Raw genomic sequence first — 23,369 nt, forward strand, 5'->3', positions numbered from 1 at the left:
TCAGCAGGCTGGTATCGTTCCCTGCAATCATCCCAGCCGGGCTGAAACCGAACTCAACCGAAAGAATCCCACCAGCCCTTCCAGACGGTGCGCCTGATGGGAGAGTTCGCCGGCGGTGGAGGCCATCTCCTCCGAGGAGCCGGCGTTGCGCTGAATCACCTGATCGAGCTGTTGCAGGGCCTTGTGGATCTGATCCACCCCGCTGTTCTGCTCCTGGGTGGCCGTGGCGATCTCCTCGATGCGTCCGGCGGTTCGTTCGATGTCCGGGACCACCCGCTGGATGATCGCTTCCGCCCTTTCCGCCGTGCGCGCGCTGTTGTCGGCCAGATGCATGATCTCCCCTGCCGCGCCTTGGCTGCGCTCGGCGAGCTTGCGCACCTCGGCGGCCACCACCGCGAATCCCTTGCCCTGTTCCCCGGCCCGCGCCGCCTCGATGGCGGCATTCAACGCCAACAGATTGGTCTGACGGGCGATCTCCTCGATGATGGCGATCCGTTGCGCGATCTCCTTCATGGCCACCACCGCCTCCCGCACCGCCACGCCCCCCTCCCTGGCGTCTTTGGCGGCCCGTGACGAAAGGGTGCGGGTCTCCTGGGCATTTTGGGTGTTCTGCTGGATATTGGCCAACATCTGTTCCATGGCCGCGGAGGTCTCCTCCACGGCGGCGGCCTGCTGGGTGGAACCCTCGGCCAACGCCTGGGCGGTGGCGGTGAGCTGTTCGCTTCCGGAGGTGACATGATCCGTGGCATCCTGAACCCCGGCGATCACCTCCCGCAACCTGGTCGCCACGCCGATCACGCTCTGGATCATCAAGCCGAATTCGTCGTGACGATTCAAGGTGCAGCTGACGTTGAGGTCGCCCTGACTCAGTTGATGGATGTTCCGTTCGCATGCGCGGATCGGTTGGGTGAGATCACGGGTCAGCAGAATCCCGATGGCCAGCGTCAACAGCATGATGGAGATGCCCACCCCGATCAGGATGGATCGCACCCAGCCCACCTGGTCGCGAATATGTTTTGTGTTCTCAATCGCTTCAATGGTTTGGCCATCTCGCAACCAGGCCAATTTCTTCTGCGTGTTCGTGGAAGCCTCGTCAAACACCTCCATGAGTGCGTTGCCGGCCTCCAATCCCTCATTCAGATAGGCATGGGCCATTTCGCCGCCCTTGACAAAATAAAGATCAAAGGCGCGGTCCATGTCGCGCAGTTTCTCCAGGGCAGCGTGATCCTGTTCATTCTGGAACATGCGCTGAAATTTTCCCACGCCTTCCTTGAACACCTTGGCCGCTTCTTCGGCCTCCTTGAGCCCATCGGTCTCGTGGGTGGCGGCCACATCACTGAAAAACTGCTGCACATTGATCACCCCGGCGGTCATCTCGTGGGCCAGAAGCGCGAAGGGAAGGCTCTCCTCCTCGACCTGCCGCGCGGCCACCTCGACGCTGTTCAACGACCAGTAGGTTCCCACAAACCCCGCGAAGACGACCAACAAAATGAAAACAAACGCCAGGGCCAATTTGGTACCGATGCGGATTCGCTTCATGAGAATCTTTCCTTGACCATTTTATTCATGGAAGAATATATTTATATCATGCCACCATATTGCCAAGTTTGCCAATTTGTCAATATTTTTTCTTCATAAAGGTTCATTTTTAATCAGAGGATCGATGAAGTCCACCCAAACAAGGCATTCAAGAAAAAAACGGCCTCGGAAATTTCAAGAGTGACAACTTCACCAGAATCTGGTAGATTGCAACTTTCCTTACCTCCAACCTTAGAGTCGATGGACACCATGAAACATACCAATATCACCCTGTTGGCCATGGCCGGCGTCGTCACCCTGGGCCTGTCGGCCTGTACCCCCGCCTCCGTCAAGGAAGGTTGGATGGCCAAGAACGGCTATTCCCAGTGGCATCCGCAAAAGAGCAGCAACCAACTCGCCGCCGCCGGCACGCAGTGCTTCTTCTGCAATGGCGACGCGCCCGCCGCGCCAGCTCCGGCCCCCGCGCCGGCTCCCGCGCCGGTCGATGGTGACGACGACAAGGATGGCGTGCTCAACTCCAAGGATCAGTGCCCCGGCACCCCGTTGGGCGCCAAGGTCAATGCCGTCGGCTGCTGGGTGCTCGACAACCTGCACTTCAAGACCGACAAGGCCGTGATCGAGCCGATCTCCTTCCCGCTCCTCGACAGCGTGGTGACGGTCTTGAAGAACAATCCGAACGTCAAGATCGAAGTCCAGGGCCACACCGACAACACCGGCACCAAGCCCCACAACGACAAGCTCGCCAAGGCCCGCGCCGAATCGGTCAAGCAGTATCTGTCCAAGAAGGGCATCGATGCCAAGCGTCTGACCACCGCCGGTTTCGGCGCCAACAAGCCGGTCGCGCCGAACACCACCCCGGATGGCCGCGCCAAGAACCGTCGCGTGGAACTCAAGCCGATGAAGTGATGCCGCTTTCACCAAGCGCATCACGATGACAAAAAAGGAGGCACCTCACGTGCCTCCTTTTTTGTTACGGGAACTCCTGAACGAGAGATCCACGGTCCGGGGGGTGAGGGGTGAGGGGGGATCTCCCCCCCATCATGCAAGTTATGGAAACTCCTGAACCGGAGGTCCATGGTCCGGATTGTCCCCCATCCGTGCCAAGACCAGAAACTGAAAAAGAAGGCTCATCGCCTCCTTTTTCATGCGTCTCCATGATTCAATGATCCCAGAAACAACCGATGACACCTGTGACCGGGCCATCTCCGAGCGTCCTCGTCACCGACGATTTCTTGAACCTCACTCCCACTCAATGGTGCCGGGGGGCTTGGAGGTGATGTCGTAGACCACGCGGTTGATCCCCTTGACCTCGTTGATGATGCGGTTGGCGATGCGCGAAAGGATGTCGTGGGGCATGGGATACCAGCTGGCGGTCATGAAATCACGGGTCTCCACCGCACGCAGGGCCACCACGTAGTCGTAGCTGCGGCCATCCCCCATCACCCCCACGCTCTTGACCGGCAGAAACACCGCGAAGGCCTGGGAGATCTTGTCGTAATGGCCGGTGTTGTAGAGTTCCTCAAGATAGATCGCGTCCGCGCGGCGCAACAGATCCGCATACGGTTTCTTCACCTCGCCCAGAATGCGCACCCCGAGTCCGGGACCGGGAAACGGATGGCGCAGGATCATGCGCGCCGGCAGTCCCAGCTCCAGTCCGACCGAGCGCACCTCATCCTTGAACAGTTCGCGCAGGGGTTCGAGCAACTTCAACCCCATCCGCTCCGGCAATCCACCGACGTTGTGGTGGGATTTGATGTTGGTGGCGGCCTTGGTGTTGGCTCCGGCGGATTCGATCACGTCCGGATAGATGGTCCCCTGGGCGAGCCATCTGGCCCCGTCGATCTTCTTGGCCTCCTCCTCGAACACCTCGATGAAGGTGTGACCGATGATCTTGCGTTTTTGTTCCGGATCGCTCACCCCGGTCAGACGCGACAGAAAACGCTCCTCGGCATCGACACGGATCACCTTCACGCCCAGATGGCTGGCGAAGGTGGCCATCACCTCCTCCCCCTCGTTCAGGCGCAACAGGCCGTTGTCCACGAACACGCAGGTCAATTGATCCCCCAGCGCCCGATGCAACAACACCGCGGTCACCGCCGAATCCACCCCGCCGGAAAGCCCCAGGATCACCCGATCCGCGCCGACCTTCTCGCGTGCGCGCGCGATTTCGTGTTCGATCACGTTTCCGGCGGTCCACAGACCGGAACAGCCGCAGATATCCCGCACGAACCCTTGGATGAAGGTGGCGCCATCCTCGGTGTGGTTGACCTCGGGGTGGAACTGCACGCCCAGAATCGCCAGATCCACATGTTCCATCGCGGCCAGGATGCCGTTGTCGCTCATGGCCAGGGTTTCGAAGCCGAACGGCACCCGCGTGACGTGATCACCGTGGCTCATCCACACCCGTCCCTCGCCACGGGAGAGGAATCCACCCGGAAACTCCCGCCCCTTGCTGGTGGCGCGCAACAGCGCATGGCCATACTCACGGGTCGCCGAGGGGGAGACCTCGCCGCCGAAGTGACGGGCCAACAGATGCATGCCGTAGCAGATCCCCAGAATCGGCACCTGTTGGGCCAGCGCAGCCTCGTTCATGCCCGGCGCGCCGTCGTCGTACACCGAGTGATGACCGCCGGAGAGAATGATCCCCTTGGGCGCGAAGGCTTGAATCTCTTCGGCCTCCATGCTCCAGGGGTGGATCTCGCAATAGGCCCCGGACTCCCGCACCCGACGGGCGATCAATTGCGTATACTGCGAGCCATAATCGAGGACCAGGATCTTCTGGGCGTGCAACAGGTCATCCATCTACAGTAATCCCGATTGATAGTTGGGCGCTTCCTTGGTGATGGTCACGTCATGAACGTGGGACTCCTTGAGTCCGGCGCTGGTGATCTGGACAAAGACCGGCCTGGTGCGCATGGAGAGGATATCCGCGCAGCCGACGTACCCCATGGCCGCGCGCAGTCCGCCCACCATCTGGTGGATCAACAGCGAAAGCGGCCCCTTGTAAGGCACGCGCCCTTCGATCCCCTCGGGCACCAGTTTGCGGGTTTCGACCCCGGACTGAAAATAGCGGTCCTTCGATCCCTTGGCCATGGCCCCCAGGGATCCCATGCCGCGATAGGTCTTGTAGCTGCGCCCCTGGTAAAGGAACACCTCGCCCGGTGATTCGTCCGCGCCGGCGAACATCGAGCCCATCATCACCGTCGAGGCGCCGGCGGCGATCGCCTTGCCGATCTCGCCGGAATATTTGATGCCGCCATCCGCGATGATCGGCACGTCGCTCTTGTCGGCCTCCTCGGAACAGTCGGAGATGGCGGTGATCTGCGGGATCCCCACGCCGGCGACGATGCGGGTGGTGCAGATCGATCCCGGACCGATCCCCACCTTCACCGCGTCGGCTCCGGCATCGATCAGGGCACGGGTCGCCTCGGCGGTGGCCACGTTGCCGGCGATCACCTCCACCTGGGGATAGCGATTCTTGATCCAGGAAACGATCTCCAGCACCCCCCTGGAGTGGCCATGGGCGGTATCGACCACCACCACATCCACATCGGCCTCCACCAGCGCCTCGACGCGACGACGACCATCCCGACCGGTGCCCACCGCCGCGCCGACCCGCAACCGACCGGTTTCATCCTTGCAGGCATTGGGGTTGGTCTGGGATTTCTCGATATCCTTGACCGTGATCAATCCCACGCAGCGGAAGGTGTCATCCACCACCAGCAATTTCTCGATGCGGTGCTTGTGCAGCAATCGTTTGGCTTCGCTCATCGCCACACCCTGCTGCACGGTCACCAGTTTGGATTTCGGGGTCATCAACCCCTTGACCGGCTGGGTGAGATCGGTGGCGAACCGGACGTCGCGGTTGGTGAGGATGCCATGCAGTTGACCATCCTCGGCGGTGACCGGAATGCCGGAGATGTTTTTTTCCCGCATGAGGTCGATGGCGGTTTGCAGGGTGGCCTCCGGGGTGACGGTCCAGGGATCGAGCACCAGGCCGGTGACGAACCGTTTGACGATGCGCACCTCGGTGGCCTGTTCCTTGATGGTCATGTTTTTGTGGATGATGCCGATGCCCCCTTCCTGGGCCATGGCGATGGCGGCGCGCGCCTCGGTGACCGTATCCATGGCCGCGGAGACCAGGGGGATGTTGAGGCGGATTTTTCTGGTCAGGCGGGTGGAGATATCCACCGTGGTCGGCAGCACCTCCGAGTAGGCCGGGACGAGCAGTACATCGTCGAATGTCAAAGCCTGTTTGATAACGCGCATGGCATGCCTCACGCTGGAGATGTCTACACAATACCCTGAGACTCGAGTTTTCTTGACGCAACCCGAATCAATCGTCATTTTCCTTGAAAAGGTCGGATCGCCCCTTGAAACCGGAACCGATGAGATAAAGCTCCGCGCTGCGATCGCGACTCGCGGGTGGTTTTTCCACCTTGACGGAGGAAAAATGCAAGCGGGTCAAGCGGACCAGTGCGTGGAAATCGGGGCCCTGGAAGAGTTTCATCACGATGCGACCGCCTGGGCGCAACACCTCGACGGCAAAGTCGAGGGCCGCCTCGACCAGCAGCGAACCGCGTCCCTGATCGGCCACCTTGAATCCGGTCATGTTCGGGGCCATGTCGGACAACAGCACATCCGCCTGACCTGTTGGACCCATGCCGGCGCGCAAAGGTTCCAGGATGGTTGCGTCCAAAAAATCCCCCTGGAGAATCAGCGCGCCTGGCACCGGATCCATGGGCAGCAGATCCATGGCCACCACGCGGCCCTGATCGCCGACGCGACTGGCGGCCACCTGGGTCCAGCCACCGGGCGCGGCGCCGAGTTCCACCACCACGTCGCCGGGACGAAACAGTCCCCGTCCCTGGGAGCGGGAGGCCAGGGCGGCATCGATCTCGATGAGCTTGTAGGCCGCGCGGGAGCGATACCCGTCGCGTCTGGCGGCGGCCACATAGGGATCGTTGCGATGTTCTTCCAGCCAACGGGCGCTGGATGGGCGACGGTTGGCCATGGGACAGGACGACCTAGAACTGAATGGCGAGGATTTCGTAACGCAGCACGCCGCTCGGCGCGCGCACCTCGATGGTATCGCCCACCTCTTTCCCGATCATGCCGCGCGCCATGGGCGAGGTGATGGAGATCATACCCTGCTCCAGATCGGCCTCGTCCTCGCCGACGATGCGGTAAACGGACTCGGTATCGGTCTTTTCGTCCACCACCGTCACCTTGGCGCCGAACACCACCTTGTTGGAGCGGATGCGGCTGGTATCGATGATCTCGGCGAGGGCCAGCATCGATTCGATCTCCTGGATGCGCCCCTCGTTGAAGGATTGCTGCTCCTTGGCGGCGTGATACTCGGCGTTTTCGGAGAGGTCGCCGTGATCGCGGGCCACGGAGATCGCCTCGACGATGCGGGAACGCTCCTCGGTCTTGCGGCGTTTGAGTTCGGCCTTGAGTTTTTCCGCCCCTTGGAGGGTCATCGGTACTTTCTTGTTCATGTTTTTTTCTCAAGCCCCCTCAAGCGTGATAATCCTGCAACGCCTTGCATTGAAGTTCGCACGCGCGCACGGCGGTCATGGCCTCAACCGCGGCGCGCATCCCGGCCACGGTGGTGAAATAGGGTATGCCGGTCATCAGTGCCGTGCGCCGCAGCGAGAACGAGGCCGCCAGGGCCCGTTTGCCCTGGGTGGTGTTGAAGACCATGGCCACCTCGCCGTTTTTCATCATGTCCACGATGTCGGGACGCCCCTCCTGGACCTTGTTGACCACCTTGACGGCCACCCCTTCGCGGATCAGGTGGCTGGCCGTGCCGCGGGTGGCGCAGAGCTTGAAGCCCAGCTCCAACAGTCCGCGCGCGGGTGCGATCACCGCCTGCTTGTCGGCATCCTTGACCGAGATGAACACCATCCCGCCATCCGCCGGCAGACGTGGCAGGATCGTGCCGGCCCCTTCCTGGGCCTTGGCGAAAGCGCGTCCGAAATCGCCGGCCAGCCCCATCACCTCGCCGGTGGATTTCATCTCCGGACCAAGCACGGTGTCCACGCCCGGGAACTTCTGGAACGGGAAGACCACCTCCTTGACCGCGACGTGATCGAGTTTGGGATAGTGGCGCATCCCCACCTCATCCAGGGTGGCGCCGGCCATGACCCGCGCCGCCGCCTTGGCCAGGGCCACGCCGGTGGCCTTGGAGACGAACGGCACGGTGCGCGAGGCACGCGGATTGACCTCCAGCAGATAGATCACGTCGTCCTTGATGGCGAACTGCACGTTCATCAGGCCGACCACGCCCAACGCATCCGCCAACTGGAGCGTCTGACGCTCGATCTCTTCCAGCAGGGCCTCGCCCACCGAATAGGGGGGCAGCGAGCAGGCCGAATCCCCGGAGTGGACCCCCGCCTCCTCGATATGCTCCATGATGCCGCCGATCACCGCCTCCTTGCCGTCGGAGACGCAATCGACATCGATTTCGATGGCATCGTTCAAGAAGTGGTCGATCAACACCGGATGGTCCGGGGAGGCGCGTACCGCGGTGACCATGTAGCGTTCCAGATTTTCCGCGTCGTGGACGATCTCCATGGCCCGTCCGCCGAGGACATACGAGGGGCGCACCACCACCGGGTAGCCGACCCTCTCGGCGACGAGGCGCGCCTCTTCCGGAGAGCGGGCCAGACCGTTTTCGGGTTGCTTCAGATCCAACCGTTGCAGCAACACCTGGAACCGTTCGCGATCCTCGGCGATGTCGATGGCATCGGGCGAGGTGCCGATGATCGGCGCGCCGGCGGCCTCCAGGGATTTGGCGAGCTTGAGGGGAGTCTGTCCGCCGAACTGCACGATGATCCCCTCGGGTTTCTCCGTATCGACGATGGCCAACACGTCCTCGAGGGTCAACGGCTCGAAATAGAGCCGGTCCGAGGTGTCGTAGTCGGTGGAGACCGTCTCCGGGTTGCAGTTGACCATGATGGTCTCGAAGCCGGCCTCCTTCAACGCGAAGGCGGCGTGGACGCAGCAGTAGTCGAACTCGATCCCCTGGCCGATGCGGTTGGGACCGCCGCCCAGGATCATGATCTTGCGCCGGTCGCTCGGACGGGCCTCGCACGCCTGATCGTAGCTCGAATAGAGGTAGGTGGTCTGGGAGGCGAATTCGGCGGCGCAGGTATCGACCCGCTTGAAGACCGGTCGAATTTCCCTAGCCAGTCGTTCCGAGCGTACATCGGCGGCGGAACACCCCAGCAATGCACCGAGCCTCTGATCGGAGAAGCCCATGGCCTTGAGGCCGCGCAACCGCTCGGCGGGGAGCGCGGCGAGATCCAACCCGGCCAGGGACTGTTCGGCCTCGACGATCTGGGCGATCTGATCCAGAAACCAGGGGTCGATGACCGTGGTCTCGTGAAGCCACTGAGCGCTCTTGCCTATGCGCAGGGCATCGGCCAGCAACAACACCCGGTCCGGACCCGGATGGCTCAACCGCCAGGCCAGCTCCGCCTCCATGTCGGAAGTATTGGCGAAGCCCGACGGGTCGAACACCGGATCGAATCCGCTCAGGCCGGTCTCCATGGAGCGCAACGCCTTCTGGAGAGACTCCTTGAAGGTGCGTCCGATGGACATCGCCTCGCCGACCGATTTCATCTGCGTGGTAAGGATCGCTTCGGCCTGGGGAAATTTTTCGAAGGTGAAGCGCGGGATCTTGGTGACCACGTAGTCGATGGAGGGCTCGAACGAGGCCGGGGTGACTCCGGTGATGTCGTTCATGATCTCGGGCAGCAGATACCCGACCGCCAGCTTGGCGGCCACCTTGGCGATCGGAAAACCGGTCGCCTTCGAGGCCAGGGCCGAGGAGCGCGACACCCGCGGGTTCATCTCGATGATGATCATCCGCCCGGTCTGGGGCTGGATGGCGAACTGCACGTTGGAACCGCCGGTATCCACGCCGATCTCGCGCAACACCGCGATCGAGGCGTCGCGCAACTCCTGCAACTCCTTGTCGGTCAGGGTCATGGCCGGGGCCACGGTGATCGAGTCGCCGGTGTGGATCCCCATGGGGTCGAGGTTTTCGATGGAGCAGACGATGATGGCGTTGTCGGCGCGATCGCGCACCACCTCCATCTCGAACTCCTTCCAGCCCAACAGCGACTCCTCGACCAGCACTTCGCGGGTCGGAGAGGCGGCCAGGCCGAAACGGATCAGCTCCACGTACTCCTCGCGGTTGTAGGCCACGCCGCCGCCGGTGCCGCCCAGCGTGAAGCTCGGGCGCAGAATGGCCGGAAACCCCACCTCATCGAGCACCTCGAGGGCCTCTTCCAGCGAATGGGCAAACCCCGAGCGCGGCAGTCCCAGGCCGATGCGGTGCATCGCCTCCTTGAACTGCATGCGGTCCTCGGCCTTGGCGATCGCCTGGCTCGAGGCTCCGATCAGCTCCACCCCGAACTCGTCGAGCACCCCGGCCTTGGCCAAGGCCATGGCGAGATTCAGGGCGGTCTGGCCACCCATGGTGGGCAGAAGCGCGTCGGGGCGCTCCTGGCGGATGATGCAGGTGAGGGAATCGACGGTCAGGGGTTCGACGTAGGTGCGGTCGGCCAACTCCGGATCGGTCATGATGGTGGCCGGATTGGAGTTGACCAGGATGACCTTGTACCCTTCTTCTTTCAGGGCCTTGCAGGCCTGCACCCCGGAGTAGTCGAACTCGCAGGCCTGACCGATGATGATCGGGCCGGCGCCGATGATGAGAATGCTTTGGATGTCCGTGCGTTTTGGCATGTCACACCATCAGCGACGCGAATTGACGGAACAGATAATGGGCGTCGTGGGGCCCCGGACTGGCTTCGGGATGGTACTGCACCGAGAAGACCGGTCGGGATTTCAACCGCACCCCCTCGACGGTGCCATCGAACAAAGAGAGATGGGTCACCTCGAGGTCATTCGGCATGCCGTCGGGTTCGACCACGAAGCCGTGGTTCTGGGAGGTGACCTCGACCTGGCCGGTCAGGAGATTCTTGACCGGATGGTTGCCGCCGCGATGGCCGAATTTCAGTTTTCGGGTTTTGGCGCCCAGGGCCAGGGAGAGCATCTGGTGGCCCAGACAGATCCCGAAGATCGGCAGATCGGTTTCGAGCAGTTGGCGGATCACGGCGATGGCGTGGTGGACCGCCTCCGGATCACCGGGACCGTTGGAGAGGAAAACCCCGTCCGGTTTGCGGGAGAGGATGTCGTCCAGGGTGGCGGCGCGGGGCAGCACCTTCACGTGGCACCCCACGGAGACCAGACCGCGCAGGATGTTGCGTTTGATGCCGAAATCCAGGGCCACGACCCGTTTGCCGGAAAAGGTGCGTTCCGACTCGTCGCGATCGCTGGCGCTCCAGATCTCCTTTTTCCAGGGGATCGGGCCATCGGTCCAGTCGTGCGGGGTGTCGCAGGTCACCTCGGGGGTGAGGTCCATGCCGGCCAGGCCGGGCCAGGCGCGCGCCTTGGCGACCAGGGAGGCGGTATCGAAGTCGAGGGTGGAGAGCACGCCGCGCAGCGCGCCGTTTTCGCGCAAGTGGTTGACCAGTCGCCGGGTGTCGATCCCTTCGATGGCCGGCACGTCGTACCGTTTGAGAAACTCCGGCAGCGACTCGCGGGCTCGCCAGTTGGAGACGATCCGGGAGTTCTCCTTGACCACGAAGCCGCGGATGCGGGGTCGTTCGGACTCCATGTCCTCGGGGTTGACCCCCACGTTGCCGATCTGCGGCGCGGTCATGGTGACGATCTGACCCGCGTAGGAGGGATCGGTGATGATCTCCTGATAGCCGGTCATGGAGCTGTTGAAACAGACTTCGCCCACCTGCTCACCGCCCGCGCCGAAGGATAAGCCATCGAAGCGCGTCCCGTCCTCCAGCACCAGCACGGCCCGCCCGTTATCGTTCGCCATGCGACCATCCTTATCGTCGAGTAATTCCCATGCCATGATCCGGGCCAGCCTCCCTGGGGAAGAGGGAGCGCGGCATGCCCGCGTTTTTCCGTACCGTGAAACTTCGGTCGGCCCCCACGGCACCCGGATCAATCCCCATTTATACTCCCGACGTGTTCCGAAAGTCAACGCAGGTGGACGCGCCGCAAAAATCCCTCTATGCTTTCTCGTAACCTGGCATGATGGCGGGAACCTCGCACCTCCCTGCCACGGGCACGCCAACCTGGGGAGTTTCTTGATCCATTATGCCGGATTGGATGGCGCTTCGCGACCCTTAATTTTCTTTCGGAGGCAGACCGCATGTCCGCGACCCGTACCCGCCGCGTCTTGACCATGACCGCGCTCGTTTCGCTTCTCGCCTCTCCGGCCATGGCCGGCGGCTGGCTGGGGATCACGGTGCAACCCCCGGAAGGTGTACGGGTCGGCGAGATCTTCAAGGATGGACCGGCGGACAAGGCGGGACTGACCCGCAACGACATCGTGTTGAAGGTGGATGGCAAGGGAATCGTCTCGACGCGGGATTTTCTCGCCACGCTGGCCTCGGCCCAGCCCGGCAAGGAGTTGACCCTGCTCGTGCAGCGCAAGGGCGAAGAAAAGGAGATCAAGATCACTCCGGACGACAGCCGCGATCACCCCTCCATCGCCCCGGACGGACGAAACGAGGAGCCGCGCGGCCCACAGCCATCGCGCGAGCGCCCCCGCGCCGAAGCCTGGCCGGGTCAGCCATCCCTCTCCCCGGAGATGGCCCGTCAACTCCCGGATGCGTATGCCATGCCCCCGGAAGGGATGCCTCCCCTGGAAGAGATGGCGCCACCCCAGGCGCGGGAGATGCCCGCCGACCCTGCCGAACCACCGGCCACCGTCTGGCTGGGGGTGGCTCCGGAGCTGGCCCCCAACGGGGTCGCGGTCGCCCGCGTGGCTCCTGGCGGCCCCGGCGAACGGGCGGGTTTGAAAATCGGGGATCAGATCATCTCCGTGAACGGTCAATCGATCGGCTCGCCGCGCGCCATGGCCCGGGTGCTGCGCGGCTTCAAGCCCGGCGATCTGGTGGAGATGACCATCCACCGCAAGGGGCAGTTGATCGACACTCAGGCCCAACTGGCCGCCCCCCCCGCGGATCCACCGTGATCCGGGCAGTCTCATGATTGTGCAAAGTTCTTCTTGCGCAATAGAAAAATATTTTGCGCAATAACGGCGCGCCTCATACCACATCGCGCCGCGAGATCACGCGGATCACGAGTCACCGAGGAACCGGGAACCATCATGCCAGCCATCAAAATAAAGACCGCCGAAGAGATCGAGCTGATGCGCGCCTCCTGCCAGCTGGCCGCGCTCACCTTGAAAATGATCGAGCCGCACGTCCAGCCCGGCGTTTCCACCCAGCAACTCAACGACCTCTGTCACGCGTTCCTGGTGAACAACAACGCCCGCCCCTCGCCGCTCAACTATCGGGGCTTTCCGAAATCGATCTGCACCTCCATCAACCAGCAGGTTTGCCACGGCATCCCCGGTCCGCGCACCCTGCGTGACGGTGACATCATCAACATCGATGTCACCGCCCACCTGAACGGCTTTCACGGCGACACCAACAAGACCTTTCACGTCGGCACCCCCATCCCCAAGGCGGTCCGTCTGGTCCAGGTGGCCAAGAAGTGTCTGGACGCCGGCATTCGGGTGATCCGTCCCAAGGGCCATTTCGGCGACATCGGCGCGGCCATCGAGGTGCTGGCCCTGAAGAATCAATGTTCGGTGGTGCGGGAGTATTGCGGACACGGCATCGGTCGGGAGTTCCACGAGGAGCCTGCCGTGCTTCATTACATCACGGACAAGAGCGGTCGCAAGCTTCCTCCCGGCGCGGAACTCAAACCTGGCATGATCTTCACCGTGGAGCCGATGGTCAACCTCGGCGGCGCGGAGATTCGCGTCCTTCCGGACCGCTGGACCGTGGTCACCAAGGACCATTCGCTCTCGGCCCAGTTCGAGCACACCATCCTGGTCACCGAGACCGGCTACGAGGTGTTGACCGATCTGGATGGGGAGTATGCGGAAGGGAATCTTTCCGTTCTGGCGTGAACCCGGCGTGTTCGCGTCGGGCAGAAGACCGCGCGCGCGGCAAAACCGGCTCATGAAGTGAAGCTTCGCAACGATTCAGCCCCCTGCAATCGTGGGGGCCCGAACCGTTACGATTCCAGAAGTTTCCGATTCATGCCCCGATCGAAATTCAAGACGTGATGGAGCAGCGCGCTCACCCATTCATACAGCGATTGGGCGGTCTTGTCCCGATTGAAGATCGAATCGCTCAACCAGATCGCCTCGAGCTGGGTTCGAAGCAGAAGATGCTTGTTCCGATGCGCCTGGAATATCTCCTCGCCAAGCGGACGCCAGATCACCTCTTCGTCCCGAAAATGCCGACGGGTGTACTCGAACAGTTCATCGAACAGTTCGCTCAGGACCAAAATCTGCTCCTCGGTGCCCAGGATCTGAAAAATACGATTGGCGATGTCAAACAAAAAACGATGCTGTCCATCGATCTCGGCATTGCCGATCTCGTACTCCGGTTTCCATTCCACGCTGATCATGGGTATGGCCCCTCCCTGCAAAGGCTGAATGGGTGAGAGCGGCTGGGTCCGATCCCGGGAATGGATGCCCCCTCTCCCAGATGGTCCACGCAAGCATAGCCTCGATCAGGCCCCGTTTCCAGCCGTCATGAACCGCTCCGGTCCGGATCCCGCCACGCCGGAGAGATCCGAACCCCGTGTCCCATCAATCGTTCATCGCCTTGATGATCTCATCCTTGGCCTGCTGATAATCCTTCTGGATCTCCTGCATCAACTTCTCCGTGGTGGACAGACGACTCCAGGCCAGTTCAACGTCCGTGCCCTCGATCATCCGGGTGAGGTTGCGGATCTCATGTTCCTCGGTATTGAGCAGATTCAGCGCGGAAAGATCCCCGCGCAACACCGCCAGTCGATGGTCGCAGGTCCGCTCCTCGTCGTTTCCGCCACAGGTACACGAAACCGTCAGATTGGACCCCTCGCGCCGCAACAGAATGGTGAACGGTTCCGAATCCGGCTCCTGGGCGAGCAACTCCAGCTCCTGGATCGGACTGAGCAGCGCCTCGTAGGCCTCCACCGCCTTCTTGACGGTTGGGAACAGGTATCCAGGCTCGAGATTCTTGGTCAGTCCCATACGTTCGAGTTGCCGGCGGAACGGATAGGTGGTGTCGGCGATTTTTACCTCGATCCCCATGGCGTTGACCTCGCGCAGGAATTCGGCGAACCGTTGCGCGGCGGTGATATCCATGTCGGTGATCGCCTGGGCGTCGATGATCAACCACTGGATCGGCACGGTGGACGAGGTGATCAACTGCCGAAGCCGGTTGGTCACATGGCGGGCATTGGCATAGATCAACGGGGCATAGAGCCGGTAGACCAACAACCCGTCGATGGTTTCGCCCTCCACGGAGTTGACGCCGAAGTCGCGGAATTTTCGTCCTGGTCCAGGCCGACGGAGCACCGCATCGCCAGGGCGGGAGACCTCGACGATCAGCCCGATGAGGGCGATCAGAAGTCCCAGGATGATGCCCGGCACCACCCCGGAGATCAGGATCCCCAGGGTCACGGCCATGGAGATGGAGAATTCGAAACGATCCTGGCGCAGGAGTTCCCTCAAGGGGGCAATCTCCAGCATTCCCAAACCGGTGACGATCAGAATCGCCCCCAGGGTCACCTTGGGAAGGAAGGCGAGCAGATCGGTCAAAAAGAAGAGGAACAGCAACAACCCGGCGGCGGCGACCAGTTGCGCCATCTGTGACTTGCCTCCGGTGGAATCGACGATCGAGGTGCGGGATTGACTGGCGGAGACCGGGAAGCCACTCAGCAGACTGGCGCCGATGTTGGCCATGCCCAGGGCGCTCAACTCCTGGTTTGGATTGATCTGGTAGCGGTTTTTGTCCGCGAACACCTGGGCCAGCAGAATGCCATCGGAAAAGGCCAGAAAGGCGATCGCCAGGGCGGCGGGTACCAGCGCGGGCAGATCGGACCAGTGGATGACCGGCATGGCCAGTGCCGGGGCGCCAGCCGGAACTGCACCCACCAGGATCACCCCCATTTCGCCCAATCCGAGGTAGCGGGCCGCCAGGATCCCCAATACCGACACCACCAGCGCGCCGGGCAGCCAGGGCAGATGTCGGGCGATGACGATCAGGGTCAGGATCGTGGCGATGCCGAAGATCAGGGTGGGCGCGTGGGTCTGATGGATCTGCGTGGCGATCTGCCAGAGCAGGGGAAAAAAATCCTCGCCGCTGGTCTTGATGGCGAACAGCTTGCCCAGCTGGGTCGAGACCAGGATCAACGAGGCGCCGTTCAGATAGCCGACCAGAACCGGTCGGGAGAGGAAATCGGCGATGGTGCCGATGCGCAAGTGGGCCGCGAAGACCAGGATGGTGCCGGAGAGCAGGGCCAGCAGCGCGGCCAGGGCCGGAATCCGCGACGGATCTCCGGCGGCGAGCGGCAGGATGGCCGTGCCGGCCAGAAGGCCGATGGCCGCATCCGGACCGGCGATCACATGCCGGGAAGAGGCGAACAAGGCGTAGCCGACCGACGCGGCCAGTGCCGCGTAAACCCCGGAAATGGGCGGCATGTGTACCAATTCGGCATAGGCGATCACCGAGGGAATCATGACCACGCAGGCGGTGAGTCCGGCAACGAGATCGTAACGCAACCAGGAGAGTTGATAGGTTTTCAGGGTGTCATAAAACGGGAGCGAATGGGATCTGGACATGGTGGGTTGGTCGAAGTCAATGATACCTGATTGGTTGTTCAGAACCCCCATCGTTGCAGGGGTCCAAGGACCGCAAGGTCCCCCGGCTTAAGTGCGGAGGCAGCGCCTCCGCGGTTTCGTCCTTGATTTTAAAATGCAGGGATCCTGCATGAATGGTTTGACAATCCAGATAAAAACGCCCGGCGACGCATCGCCGGGCGTGGTGGAACCTGCAAACTGACGGATCAGTGGGCGTGGGTGGAAGCCGCTTCCGTGCCCGAAGCCTCCTCGCCTTCCGCCTTGACCGGCTTGACGATGCGTTCGAATTTTACCTTGGTGATGCGGTGATTGTCCATCTCCAATACCGAAATCTTGACATCATCCAGATTGACGGCATCCTCGGCACTCGGGACATGACCGAGTTCGTGATAGATCAGACCACCGATGGTCCGGTATTCGTCCACTTCCGGGAAGTTGTAGTTCAAGACCGTGCGCAGGTCCGAGATGCGCATCGAAGCATCGATCACAAACTGACCGGAATCCAGTTTTTTCACGCGCCGCGTGCCCTGGGTGAATTCGTCCTCGTAATCGCCGACGATCTCTTCGAGGATATCCTCGAGGGTGATGATCCCCTCGGTCCCGCCATACTCGTCGATCACCACCGCCAGTTGCTGACGGTTGGCCTTGAACTCCTTGAGAAGATCCCGCAACCGCTTGCTGTTGGGCACGATGTAGCACGGATGCACATATTCGGCGATGGGACGGTCGATCTGGGACTCCTTGGATTCGGCCATCACGCTCAAAAGCTCCTTCATGGCCACGTAACCGAGGATGTTGTCCAGGTTGCTTTCATACACCAGGTAACGGGCATGCGGCACGTCGCGGAACCGGGTGAGGGCATCCATGAGGGTGGTCTCCTTGCTGAAGGCAAGGATGTCGGTACGCGGCACCATGGCCGAACGAACCGTACGCTCACCCATGTCGATGATGCCGTGGATCATCCGGGTGTCTTCGGGTTTGAGGACGCCGGCACCTTCGCTGGCGGTGATGATGGTGCGAATTTCATCCTGGGTCATGGTGAAATGTTCGCCATGGGAACCGATCAGATCCCCCTGACCCCAGGTCCAGAGCAGAAAATTGGAAGCGTGCTTCATGGCCCAGATCACCGGGGTCCAGATGGTGTACTGGAAATTCACCGACCAGGAGACCGCCATGGCCACGGCCTCGGCCTTGTGGAAGGCGAGGATCTTGGGGGCCAGCTCGCCACCCACGACATGCAGGAAGGAGATGATGATGAAGGCGATGATGTAGGCGGTGAAGCTGGCGGTCTTGGCCAACTCCTCACTGGAGCCGAAAATACCGAAGATGCCCTGGAACCAGGGATCCATGATCAGGGCCAGGGTATCCATGCCGATGGCGCCCAGCGCCAGGGAGACGATGGTGATGCCGATCTGGGTGACCGAATAGAACCGCTCCGGCTCCTGATGAAGCTCTTGCACCCGTTGCGCAGCCTTGTTGCCGTTTTCGGCCAAATGACGGATTTTGCTGCGTCGTGCGCCGGTGATCGCGACTTCAGAACCGACGAAGTAGGCATTCCCGATGATCAGAAGCAGAATCAGGAACAGTTTCAACCATAAATAAGTTTCCATGCGGATGAGATCCTCAGATTTCCATGAAATGGGGCCAGCGGGTATGTCGGGAGTGAATCCTCGTCACCCCCTATCGCCATGAAAAGCTCCTCGGGAGTTCCATGGCGTGGCGTTGATCAATCTTTCAGGGCCTTGATCAGCCGTTTGCGCGCGTCGGCAAAATCCTCTCGGGCATTCTCGAGCTGCTTGATCGCGTCAACCATGTCTTGGAGCGCCCTGCCGACATCGGTGCCCGCGATCCAGGAGACCACCTTTTTGACATCCTCGGGATTGTTGCTGATGACATCCTTGCTGGAACCGGAGAGCAGGGTGATCCGGTGTTGGCAGATGTCATCGACTCCCGCGGAGCAGGAGCAGGTGGCGGTGAGGTTTTTCCCGGTTTTGCGGACAACGATTTCCAGGGGAACCCCTCGTTCGCCGCGGACCTGAAAGTATAGCTCTGGCATCAAAAAGTCTCCGTAGTGCAAGTTGAAGTGGAATTCAAACCAAATTTCACGAATCAGTCAAGAATGTGAGCAAGCATTCACGACTCATGGGTGAATCTGATGTTGAATCAAAGTTGAATTCCTTTCTGGCCAAGATGTTACAGATTCCATGTAAAGTTTCAATGATTTTTTTTTCCTTTGCAGTGGCATTTTTTATCACGAAAAAATTATTCATACGAATAATTTAAGATGTAACATCTTTATATTCAAGAGACTACAATATTCTTAAAATAATATACACTTACGAAACAATTTGATGAAGTTCAACATCATGACAATTTTAATAATTTAATGTGAGATATGAAACAGCCATTCAGACCCCACGGATGTGAATGAAAAATCACAAGGAGAGAATCATGAGCATGCAAGCCAAACAGTTCCGGGAGCAGGTCGTTCGACCCGCCCTGGCCCTCGTCGCCATGGAGTCGCCGGCGGCGGAGGCGCTTTTGATGGGCACGGCGGCGCAAGAGTCGGGCATGGGACGCCACCTCAAACAGGTGGGCGGAGGACCGGCCCTCGGGGTATTCCAGATGGAACCCGCCACCTATCGGGATATCTGGGAGAATTTTCTCGACCATCAACCGGCGATGCTCCAGCGGATGCGCGGATGGTGGCCCACCCCGCCCCTTCCCGAACGCATGATCACCGACCTGATGCTGGCTGCGGTCATGTGTCGGATCCACTATCGGCGGGTACGCGAACCCCTGCCCGCCGCCGAGGATCTGCCCGGCCTGGCCCGCTACTGGAAAAAACATTACAACACCCCGCTCGGAGCCGGAACCGAAGCGGAATTCATTCACAACTGGCATCTCCATGTGGAGGAGAAGGTATGAACACTCTCTGGATCGAACGTTTTCGCGAACCCTCGACCTGGCGCGGGGTGGTGATGCTGATGACCGCGTTCGGGATTTCGATCTCGCCGGACACCGTGAACGACGTGGTGGCCGTGGGCGCCGGGGTATCGGGGTTGATCGGCGTATTGACCGGGGATACCCGCCCATGAACGGCACCGGCAACCCTTTCGATGCCCTGCTGCATGATCTGCTGTTGAGCATGGGCAAGGTGCAGGGCAGTCTTGAGGCGATCCAGCAACAACAGGAGCACCAGACCGACTGGATGGCCAGACTCGATGATCGTCTGCGACGCGTGGAACGCAAGGCGGCGGTCAACGGCATGATCGGCGGTGGGGTGGTGGGAACGGGCTTTTCGGTGATGGCCGAATACATGCGCACCCGCATGATGGGCGGGTGATGAGGAGGTGGCCGGAAAAGACACCGTTCCCAAACGGAGCTTGAAGTGACGGGCGGGTGATCGGGAGGGCGGGAGAAAGCGGTTCCCAAACGGGGCTTGAAGTCGTATCATCTCCTCGTGCGTCAAACCGCCGGCTGGTCGCGGGATCGATCCGGGATCCCCGACCAGGCCGGGCGTGACGACGCCCTCCCCCGCTCCATCACCCGAACCGCCCGTGGAAAGTCACCATGCCCAGCCAAGACCGTTCGTGCGCATCAAACCGGCATCATCCTCCGCGCCGCTCCATGTTGTCCCCGTCGATCCTCGTCCTGCTCCTGCTTGTCGCCACGCTTCCCGCATGCACCTCCCAGGAGGTGGGACGTTCGGTCTACCGGGCCTTTGAACAGAAAAAATGCCAGGAAGAGAACGGTTCCATCGAGAGCTGCAACCACGCCATCTCCGCGCGACCTTGACAATCCGAATCCCCTGGAACAACCGATGCGCCGGAAGAGAGGAGCGAGAAAACGATGCCGAAAATCGCGGGAAAGCTGACGGAAGAGATTCTGGATCAAGCCACCAAGGCCAGACAGGCCCTGGACGCCCTGGAACGGCTGGCCAGAAACGATCGCGGGGAGTTCGCCGACCCCGCCGCCGTGCGGGCGCAACTCAACGCCGCCCAGGCACACGTCATGCGCGCCATGGAGAAGACGCGAACACTCCGTTGAGCTGAAACGACCGATGTTCAGGCGCGGTAGAACACCTCGACGAAAAACGGACCGTTGTCGGTGCGGAAATAGCACTTGGTGCTGCCCAGGGGCTTGGTGTAGCCGATCTGGTGATCCCGTCCGACGATCACCTGGGGTGGGGTGAGATTGATCATGTCCTCGCAGATGCGACTCTTGACGGCGCCCGCGATGATGTTGGCCAATTCGCCGATGGCGTCCTTGGCCGTGTTGTTGAAGGTTTCAAGCTCATCGCCGGAGAAGGCGGCGGCCAGTCCCACCGCGCAGTGGAACGGCGCCGAAACATGCACCCCTCCCTCCATGGCGCCGTTGAAGGAGATGACCGCCGTGACATCGGCCTGCGGTGGCACATAGGTCTCATCCGCAGTCGTGGAAACCGACGGACCGGCCTTGATGCCGATGTCGGTGGTGAAAAAAGCAACCACCGTCTCGTCGATGGCTTCCCGGATCACATCGGCTAGATTCGCGATGACCATGGTCACGACCTCCCCATTCAAGCATGGACTCTTAGCGGCCTTTGATTCGACTCGAACATCCCTGTTTTCCCGTGCGACGCTCCAAGGGGAGATTCACGGTGGGGATGAAGGGGCGTTCCCCCATCATGCAAAAAATTGCCACCTGGACCTATCATACACCAAAGAAGCTGACTTTCAATGTCTCATCTCGCAAATCTCGCCGAATCGTAAACAAACATTAACAATCGAGGAAGGGAAAATTTCCCGATCTCCCCTCTTGCACAATGGCGGACTCGTATCCATCTGTTACGAAAAATCATCAAAGGGCACTCGCGCGTCACGCCGGTTGAACCGGCGCCCAAGGCACGGCACCCGCGGTTCAGGCATCACAAATCAAGATTGATTTCAAGGAGAAAAACCTCATGACCATTCCATTCCAACCCCTGCATGATCGCATTCTGGTCAAGCGGGTCGAACAACAGGAGAAAACCACCGGCGGCATCCTCCTCCCGGACACGGCCAAGGAGAAACCGCTCCAGGGCGAAGTGCTGGCCGTGGGCCGTGGCGCGGTGCACGACGATGGCACCATCCGTCCCCTGGAGGTCAAGGTTGGCGACCGCATCCTGTTCGGAAAATACGGCGGAACCGATGTGAAATTGCAGGGCAATGAATATGTCATCCTGCGGGAAACCGACGTCATGGGCGTGATCGGATAACATCATCCATATCAAGGATCCTTCGGGATCGAGCATCGAGGGAGAGCGTTGAACATGGCTGCCAAGGAGATCAAATTCGGATTGGACGCGCGCGCGTCCATGATCAAGGGGCTGAACACCCTGGCCAATGCCGTCAAGGTGACGTTGGGTCCGAAAGGGCGCAACGCGGTGTTGAACAAATCCTGGGGCGCGCCGCGCGTCACCAAGGATGGGGTCTCCGTGGCCAAGGAGATCGAGTTGGAGGATAAATTCGAAAACATGGGCGCGCAAATGGTGCGCGAGGTGGCATCCAAGACCGCCGACGCGGCGGGTGACGGCACCACCACCGCCACCGTGCTGGCCCAGGCGATCGCCCGCGAGGGTCTCAAGGCGGTGGCCGCCGGCATGAACCCCATGGATCTGCGTCGCGGCATCGACGCCGCCACCCAGGTGGTGGTGGATGAACTCAAAAAACGGGCCCGTCCGGTCACCAAGTCCGAGGAAATCTCGCAGGTCGGCACCATCTCCGCCAACGGTGACCAGGAGATTGGCCGGATGATCGCCGAGGCGATGGACAAGGTGGGCAAGGAGGGGGTGATCACCGTGGAGGAGGCCAAGGTGTTGGCCAACTCCCTGGATGTGGTCGAGGGGATGCAGTTCGATCGCGGCTATCTCTCCTCCTACTTCGTCACCCATCCCGAAAAGATGGTGTGCGAACTCAAAGACCCCTACATCCTGCTGGTGGAGAAGAAAATCAGCAATCTCCAGCAGATGATCCCAATTCTCGAAGGTGTGGTCCGCTCCGGATCCTCCCTGCTGATCGTGGCCGAGGATGTCGAAGGCGAGGCATTGGCCACCCTGATCGTCAACAAACTGCGCGCCGGCCTCAAGATCTGCGCCATCAAGGCCCCCGGTTTCGGCGACCGCCAAAAGGCGATCCTGGAAGATGTGGCGGTGCTGACCGGTGGCACGGTGGTCTCCGAGGCCTTGGGCCTCAAGCTCGAAAACACTACCCTGGACATGCTCGGTCGGGCCAAATCGGTGGTGGTGGGCAAGGACGAAACCACCATCGTCGATGGCCAGGGCGTCAAGACGCAGATCAATGCCCGCATCGCCCAGATCCGACGTCAGATCGAGGAGACCACCTCGGATTACGACCGCGAAAAACTCCAGGAGCGAATGGCCAAGCTGTCGGGCGGCGTCGCCGTGCTCAATGTGGGCGGAGCCACCGAAATCGAGGTGAAGGAGCGCAAGGATCTGGTGGACGACGCCCTGCACGCCACCCGTGCCGCCGTCGAGGAGGGGATCGTGCCCGGTGGTGGCGTGGCGCTGCTGCGCTCGGCCAAGGCCCTGGAGAGCCTCAAACTCGCCAACGCGGATCAGGATGTGGGGGTGCGCATCGTGCGTCGCGCCCTCGAGGAACCGACCCGCATCATCGCCGAAAACGCCGGTCGTGAGGGGTCGGTGGTGATCAACAACGTGCTCGAGAACGGCTCGGGCAACTTCGGTTACGATGCCCAGACCGATGAATATGCCGATCTGGTGGCGCGCGGCGTGATCGATCCGGCCAAGGTGGTGCGCATTGCCATCCAGTCGGCAGCCTCGATCGCGGGGCTCATGATCACCACCGAGGCCATGATCGCCGACCTCCCCAAGAAGGATGCCGCACCCGCGCCCGGCGGCAGCCACGGCATGGACGACATGGATATGTAATTTCTCATCGTCAGGGAGGGAAACCACGTCCTCCCTGACGCTCTTTCGTATCATGACATGGCCATCCGTAGCCATCCGCCTCTTCTTATCCTGGCAAATGATGGGAACCTTCTGTAGACTATCGACCATCATTCACACAAATGGTCTGTCTCT

22 protein-coding genes are annotated in these 23,369 nt (G+C 61.1%); 10 read left to right on the forward strand and 12 right to left on the reverse strand.

Annotation, left to right across the window (positions count from 1 at the left end):
• Positions 1-27: 27 nt before the first annotated feature.
• Positions 28-1,539 (reverse strand): methyl-accepting chemotaxis protein, encoded by a 1,512-nt coding sequence (locus ACV4UY_RS08090; protein WP_491607092.1) that lies wholly within the window; start codon positions 1,537-1,539, stop codon positions 28-30.
• Positions 1,540-1,788: 249 nt separating this feature from the next.
• Between ACV4UY_RS08090 and ACV4UY_RS08095 the strand changes: the two genes are divergently transcribed.
• Positions 1,789-2,445: an OmpA family protein gene (locus ACV4UY_RS08095; protein ID WP_491607093.1), complete on the forward strand. Its 657-nt coding sequence runs from the start codon at positions 1,789-1,791 to the stop codon at positions 2,443-2,445.
• A 333-nt stretch (positions 2,446-2,778) separates the two neighbouring features.
• On the opposite strand, the gene guaA is transcribed toward ACV4UY_RS08095, so the two are convergent.
• The 6 genes from guaA to carA all read right to left on the reverse strand — a co-directional run bounded on the left by guaA (position 2,779) and on the right by carA (position 11,446).
• Positions 2,779-4,341 (reverse strand): glutamine-hydrolyzing GMP synthase, encoded by a 1,563-nt coding sequence (gene guaA, locus ACV4UY_RS08100; RefSeq protein WP_491607094.1) that lies wholly within the window; start codon positions 4,339-4,341, stop codon positions 2,779-2,781.
• The gene (gene guaB / locus ACV4UY_RS08105) at positions 4,342-5,808 is read right to left on the reverse strand and encodes an IMP dehydrogenase (RefSeq protein ID WP_491607095.1); all 1,467 of its coding nucleotides are present in this window, start codon (positions 5,806-5,808) and stop codon (positions 4,342-4,344) included.
• Positions 5,809-5,875: 67 nt separating this feature from the next.
• Positions 5,876-6,553 (reverse strand): RlmE family RNA methyltransferase, encoded by a 678-nt coding sequence (locus ACV4UY_RS08110; RefSeq protein ID WP_491607096.1) that lies wholly within the window; start codon positions 6,551-6,553, stop codon positions 5,876-5,878.
• A gap of 13 nt (positions 6,554-6,566) precedes the next feature.
• On the reverse strand, positions 6,567-7,040 hold the full coding sequence (gene greA, locus ACV4UY_RS08115) for a transcription elongation factor GreA (protein WP_491607097.1): 474 nt from the start codon (positions 7,038-7,040) through the stop codon (positions 6,567-6,569).
• Positions 7,041-7,059: 19 nt separating this feature from the next.
• The gene (carB, locus tag ACV4UY_RS08120; RefSeq protein ID WP_491607098.1) at positions 7,060-10,296 is read right to left on the reverse strand and encodes a carbamoyl-phosphate synthase large subunit; all 3,237 of its coding nucleotides are present in this window, start codon (positions 10,294-10,296) and stop codon (positions 7,060-7,062) included.
• Between the two features lies 1 nt (position 10,297).
• Positions 10,298-11,446, reverse strand: a complete 1,149-nt coding sequence (gene carA, locus ACV4UY_RS08125) for a glutamine-hydrolyzing carbamoyl-phosphate synthase small subunit (RefSeq protein ID WP_491607099.1) — start codon at positions 11,444-11,446, stop codon at positions 10,298-10,300.
• Between the two features lie 339 nt (positions 11,447-11,785).
• Here carA and ACV4UY_RS08130 point away from each other — a divergent pair, with 339 nt between their 5' ends.
• Entirely contained in the window at positions 11,786-12,613 is an 828-nt protein-coding gene (locus tag ACV4UY_RS08130; RefSeq protein ID WP_491607100.1) for a PDZ domain-containing protein, read from the forward strand.
• A gap of 135 nt (positions 12,614-12,748) precedes the next feature.
• Positions 12,749-13,558: a type I methionyl aminopeptidase gene (gene map, locus ACV4UY_RS08135; RefSeq protein ID WP_491607101.1), complete on the forward strand. Its 810-nt coding sequence runs from the start codon at positions 12,749-12,751 to the stop codon at positions 13,556-13,558.
• 107 nt (positions 13,559-13,665) lie between these two features.
• Here map and ACV4UY_RS08140 read toward each other — a convergent pair whose 3' ends face one another.
• From ACV4UY_RS08140 to ACV4UY_RS08155, 4 genes are all read right to left on the reverse strand, one after another.
• Entirely contained in the window at positions 13,666-14,064 is a 399-nt protein-coding gene (locus tag ACV4UY_RS08140) for a bacteriohemerythrin (RefSeq protein WP_491607102.1), read from the reverse strand.
• A gap of 184 nt (positions 14,065-14,248) precedes the next feature.
• Entirely contained in the window at positions 14,249-16,267 is a 2,019-nt protein-coding gene (locus tag ACV4UY_RS08145) for a SulP family inorganic anion transporter (RefSeq protein ID WP_491607103.1), read from the reverse strand.
• 224 nt (positions 16,268-16,491) lie between these two features.
• Positions 16,492-17,895, reverse strand: a complete 1,404-nt coding sequence (locus tag ACV4UY_RS08150) for a hemolysin family protein (RefSeq protein WP_491607104.1) — start codon at positions 17,893-17,895, stop codon at positions 16,492-16,494.
• Between the two features lie 116 nt (positions 17,896-18,011).
• Positions 18,012-18,341 carry a hypothetical protein gene (locus tag ACV4UY_RS08155; RefSeq protein ID WP_491607105.1) on the reverse strand — a complete coding sequence of 110 codons (330 nt, stop codon included), beginning with the start codon at positions 18,339-18,341 and terminating at the stop codon, positions 18,012-18,014.
• A 395-nt stretch (positions 18,342-18,736) separates the two neighbouring features.
• Between ACV4UY_RS08155 and ACV4UY_RS08160 the strand changes: the two genes are divergently transcribed.
• The 5 genes from ACV4UY_RS08160 (at position 18,737) to ACV4UY_RS08180 (ending at position 20,335) form a co-directional block, all read left to right on the forward strand.
• Positions 18,737-19,213 (forward strand): hypothetical protein, encoded by a 477-nt coding sequence (locus ACV4UY_RS08160; protein ID WP_491607106.1) that lies wholly within the window; start codon positions 18,737-18,739, stop codon positions 19,211-19,213.
• A complete protein-coding gene (locus ACV4UY_RS08165) occupies positions 19,210-19,383 on the forward strand; it encodes a hypothetical protein (protein WP_491607107.1) in 174 nt (57 codons plus the stop codon). Before ACV4UY_RS08160 ends, ACV4UY_RS08165 begins: the two co-directional genes overlap by 4 nt.
• Positions 19,380-19,631 carry a hypothetical protein gene (locus ACV4UY_RS08170; protein ID WP_491607108.1) on the forward strand — a complete coding sequence of 84 codons (252 nt, stop codon included), beginning with the start codon at positions 19,380-19,382 and terminating at the stop codon, positions 19,629-19,631. The genes ACV4UY_RS08165 and ACV4UY_RS08170 overlap by 4 nt, the downstream gene beginning before the upstream one ends.
• Positions 19,632-19,858: 227 nt before the next feature.
• The gene (locus ACV4UY_RS08175) at positions 19,859-20,083 is read left to right on the forward strand and encodes a hypothetical protein (RefSeq protein WP_491607109.1); all 225 of its coding nucleotides are present in this window, start codon (positions 19,859-19,861) and stop codon (positions 20,081-20,083) included.
• A 54-nt stretch (positions 20,084-20,137) separates the two neighbouring features.
• Positions 20,138-20,335 (forward strand): hypothetical protein, encoded by a 198-nt coding sequence (locus tag ACV4UY_RS08180; RefSeq protein ID WP_491607110.1) that lies wholly within the window; start codon positions 20,138-20,140, stop codon positions 20,333-20,335.
• Positions 20,336-20,352: 17 nt separating this feature from the next.
• On the opposite strand, the gene ACV4UY_RS08185 is transcribed toward ACV4UY_RS08180, so the two are convergent.
• Positions 20,353-20,829: a chemotaxis protein CheX gene (locus tag ACV4UY_RS08185; RefSeq protein ID WP_491607111.1), complete on the reverse strand. Its 477-nt coding sequence runs from the start codon at positions 20,827-20,829 to the stop codon at positions 20,353-20,355.
• Between the two features lie 407 nt (positions 20,830-21,236).
• Here ACV4UY_RS08185 and groES point away from each other — a divergent pair, with 407 nt between their 5' ends.
• Entirely contained in the window at positions 21,237-21,524 is a 288-nt protein-coding gene (gene groES, locus ACV4UY_RS08190; protein ID WP_491607119.1) for a co-chaperone GroES, read from the forward strand.
• A gap of 54 nt (positions 21,525-21,578) precedes the next feature.
• On the forward strand, positions 21,579-23,216 hold the full coding sequence (groL, locus tag ACV4UY_RS08195) for a chaperonin GroEL (RefSeq protein WP_491607112.1): 1,638 nt from the start codon (positions 21,579-21,581) through the stop codon (positions 23,214-23,216).
• The last annotated feature ends 153 nt before the right edge of the window (positions 23,217-23,369 follow it).

It is taken from the genome of Candidatus Magnetaquiglobus sp., from assembly GCF_058402785.1.

Bases quoted from the DNA above. Each gene is read 5' to 3' on its own strand.
- ACV4UY_RS08090 (WP_491607092.1), bottom strand. From the start codon at position 1,539: ATGAAGCGAATCCGCATCGGTACCAAATTGGCCCTGGCGTTTGTTTTC.
- ACV4UY_RS08095 (WP_491607093.1), top strand. From the start codon at position 1,789: ATGAAACATACCAATATCACCCTGTTGGCCATGGCCGGCGTCGTCACC.
- guaA (WP_491607094.1), bottom strand. From the start codon at position 4,341: ATGGATGACCTGTTGCACGCCCAGAAGATCCTGGTCCTCGATTATGGC.
- guaB (WP_491607095.1), bottom strand. From the start codon at position 5,808: ATGCGCGTTATCAAACAGGCTTTGACATTCGACGATGTACTGCTCGTC.
- ACV4UY_RS08110 (WP_491607096.1), bottom strand. From the start codon at position 6,553: ATGGCCAACCGTCGCCCATCCAGCGCCCGTTGGCTGGAAGAACATCGC.
- greA (WP_491607097.1), bottom strand. From the start codon at position 7,040: ATGAACAAGAAAGTACCGATGACCCTCCAAGGGGCGGAAAAACTCAAG.
- carB (WP_491607098.1), bottom strand. From the start codon at position 10,296: ATGCCAAAACGCACGGACATCCAAAGCATTCTCATCATCGGCGCCGGC.
- carA (WP_491607099.1), bottom strand. From the start codon at position 11,446: ATGGCGAACGATAACGGGCGGGCCGTGCTGGTGCTGGAGGACGGGACG.
- ACV4UY_RS08130 (WP_491607100.1), top strand. From the start codon at position 11,786: ATGTCCGCGACCCGTACCCGCCGCGTCTTGACCATGACCGCGCTCGTT.
- map (WP_491607101.1), top strand. From the start codon at position 12,749: ATGCCAGCCATCAAAATAAAGACCGCCGAAGAGATCGAGCTGATGCGC.
- ACV4UY_RS08140 (WP_491607102.1), bottom strand. From the start codon at position 14,064: ATGATCAGCGTGGAATGGAAACCGGAGTACGAGATCGGCAATGCCGAG.
- ACV4UY_RS08145 (WP_491607103.1), bottom strand. From the start codon at position 16,267: ATGTCCAGATCCCATTCGCTCCCGTTTTATGACACCCTGAAAACCTAT.
- ACV4UY_RS08150 (WP_491607104.1), bottom strand. From the start codon at position 17,895: ATGGAAACTTATTTATGGTTGAAACTGTTCCTGATTCTGCTTCTGATC.
- ACV4UY_RS08155 (WP_491607105.1), bottom strand. From the start codon at position 18,341: ATGCCAGAGCTATACTTTCAGGTCCGCGGCGAACGAGGGGTTCCCCTG.
- ACV4UY_RS08160 (WP_491607106.1), top strand. From the start codon at position 18,737: ATGAGCATGCAAGCCAAACAGTTCCGGGAGCAGGTCGTTCGACCCGCC.
- ACV4UY_RS08165 (WP_491607107.1), top strand. From the start codon at position 19,210: ATGAACACTCTCTGGATCGAACGTTTTCGCGAACCCTCGACCTGGCGC.
- ACV4UY_RS08170 (WP_491607108.1), top strand. From the start codon at position 19,380: ATGAACGGCACCGGCAACCCTTTCGATGCCCTGCTGCATGATCTGCTG.
- ACV4UY_RS08175 (WP_491607109.1), top strand. From the start codon at position 19,859: ATGCCCAGCCAAGACCGTTCGTGCGCATCAAACCGGCATCATCCTCCG.
- ACV4UY_RS08180 (WP_491607110.1), top strand. From the start codon at position 20,138: ATGCCGAAAATCGCGGGAAAGCTGACGGAAGAGATTCTGGATCAAGCC.
- ACV4UY_RS08185 (WP_491607111.1), bottom strand. From the start codon at position 20,829: ATGGTCATCGCGAATCTAGCCGATGTGATCCGGGAAGCCATCGACGAG.
- groL (WP_491607112.1), top strand. From the start codon at position 21,579: ATGGCTGCCAAGGAGATCAAATTCGGATTGGACGCGCGCGCGTCCATG.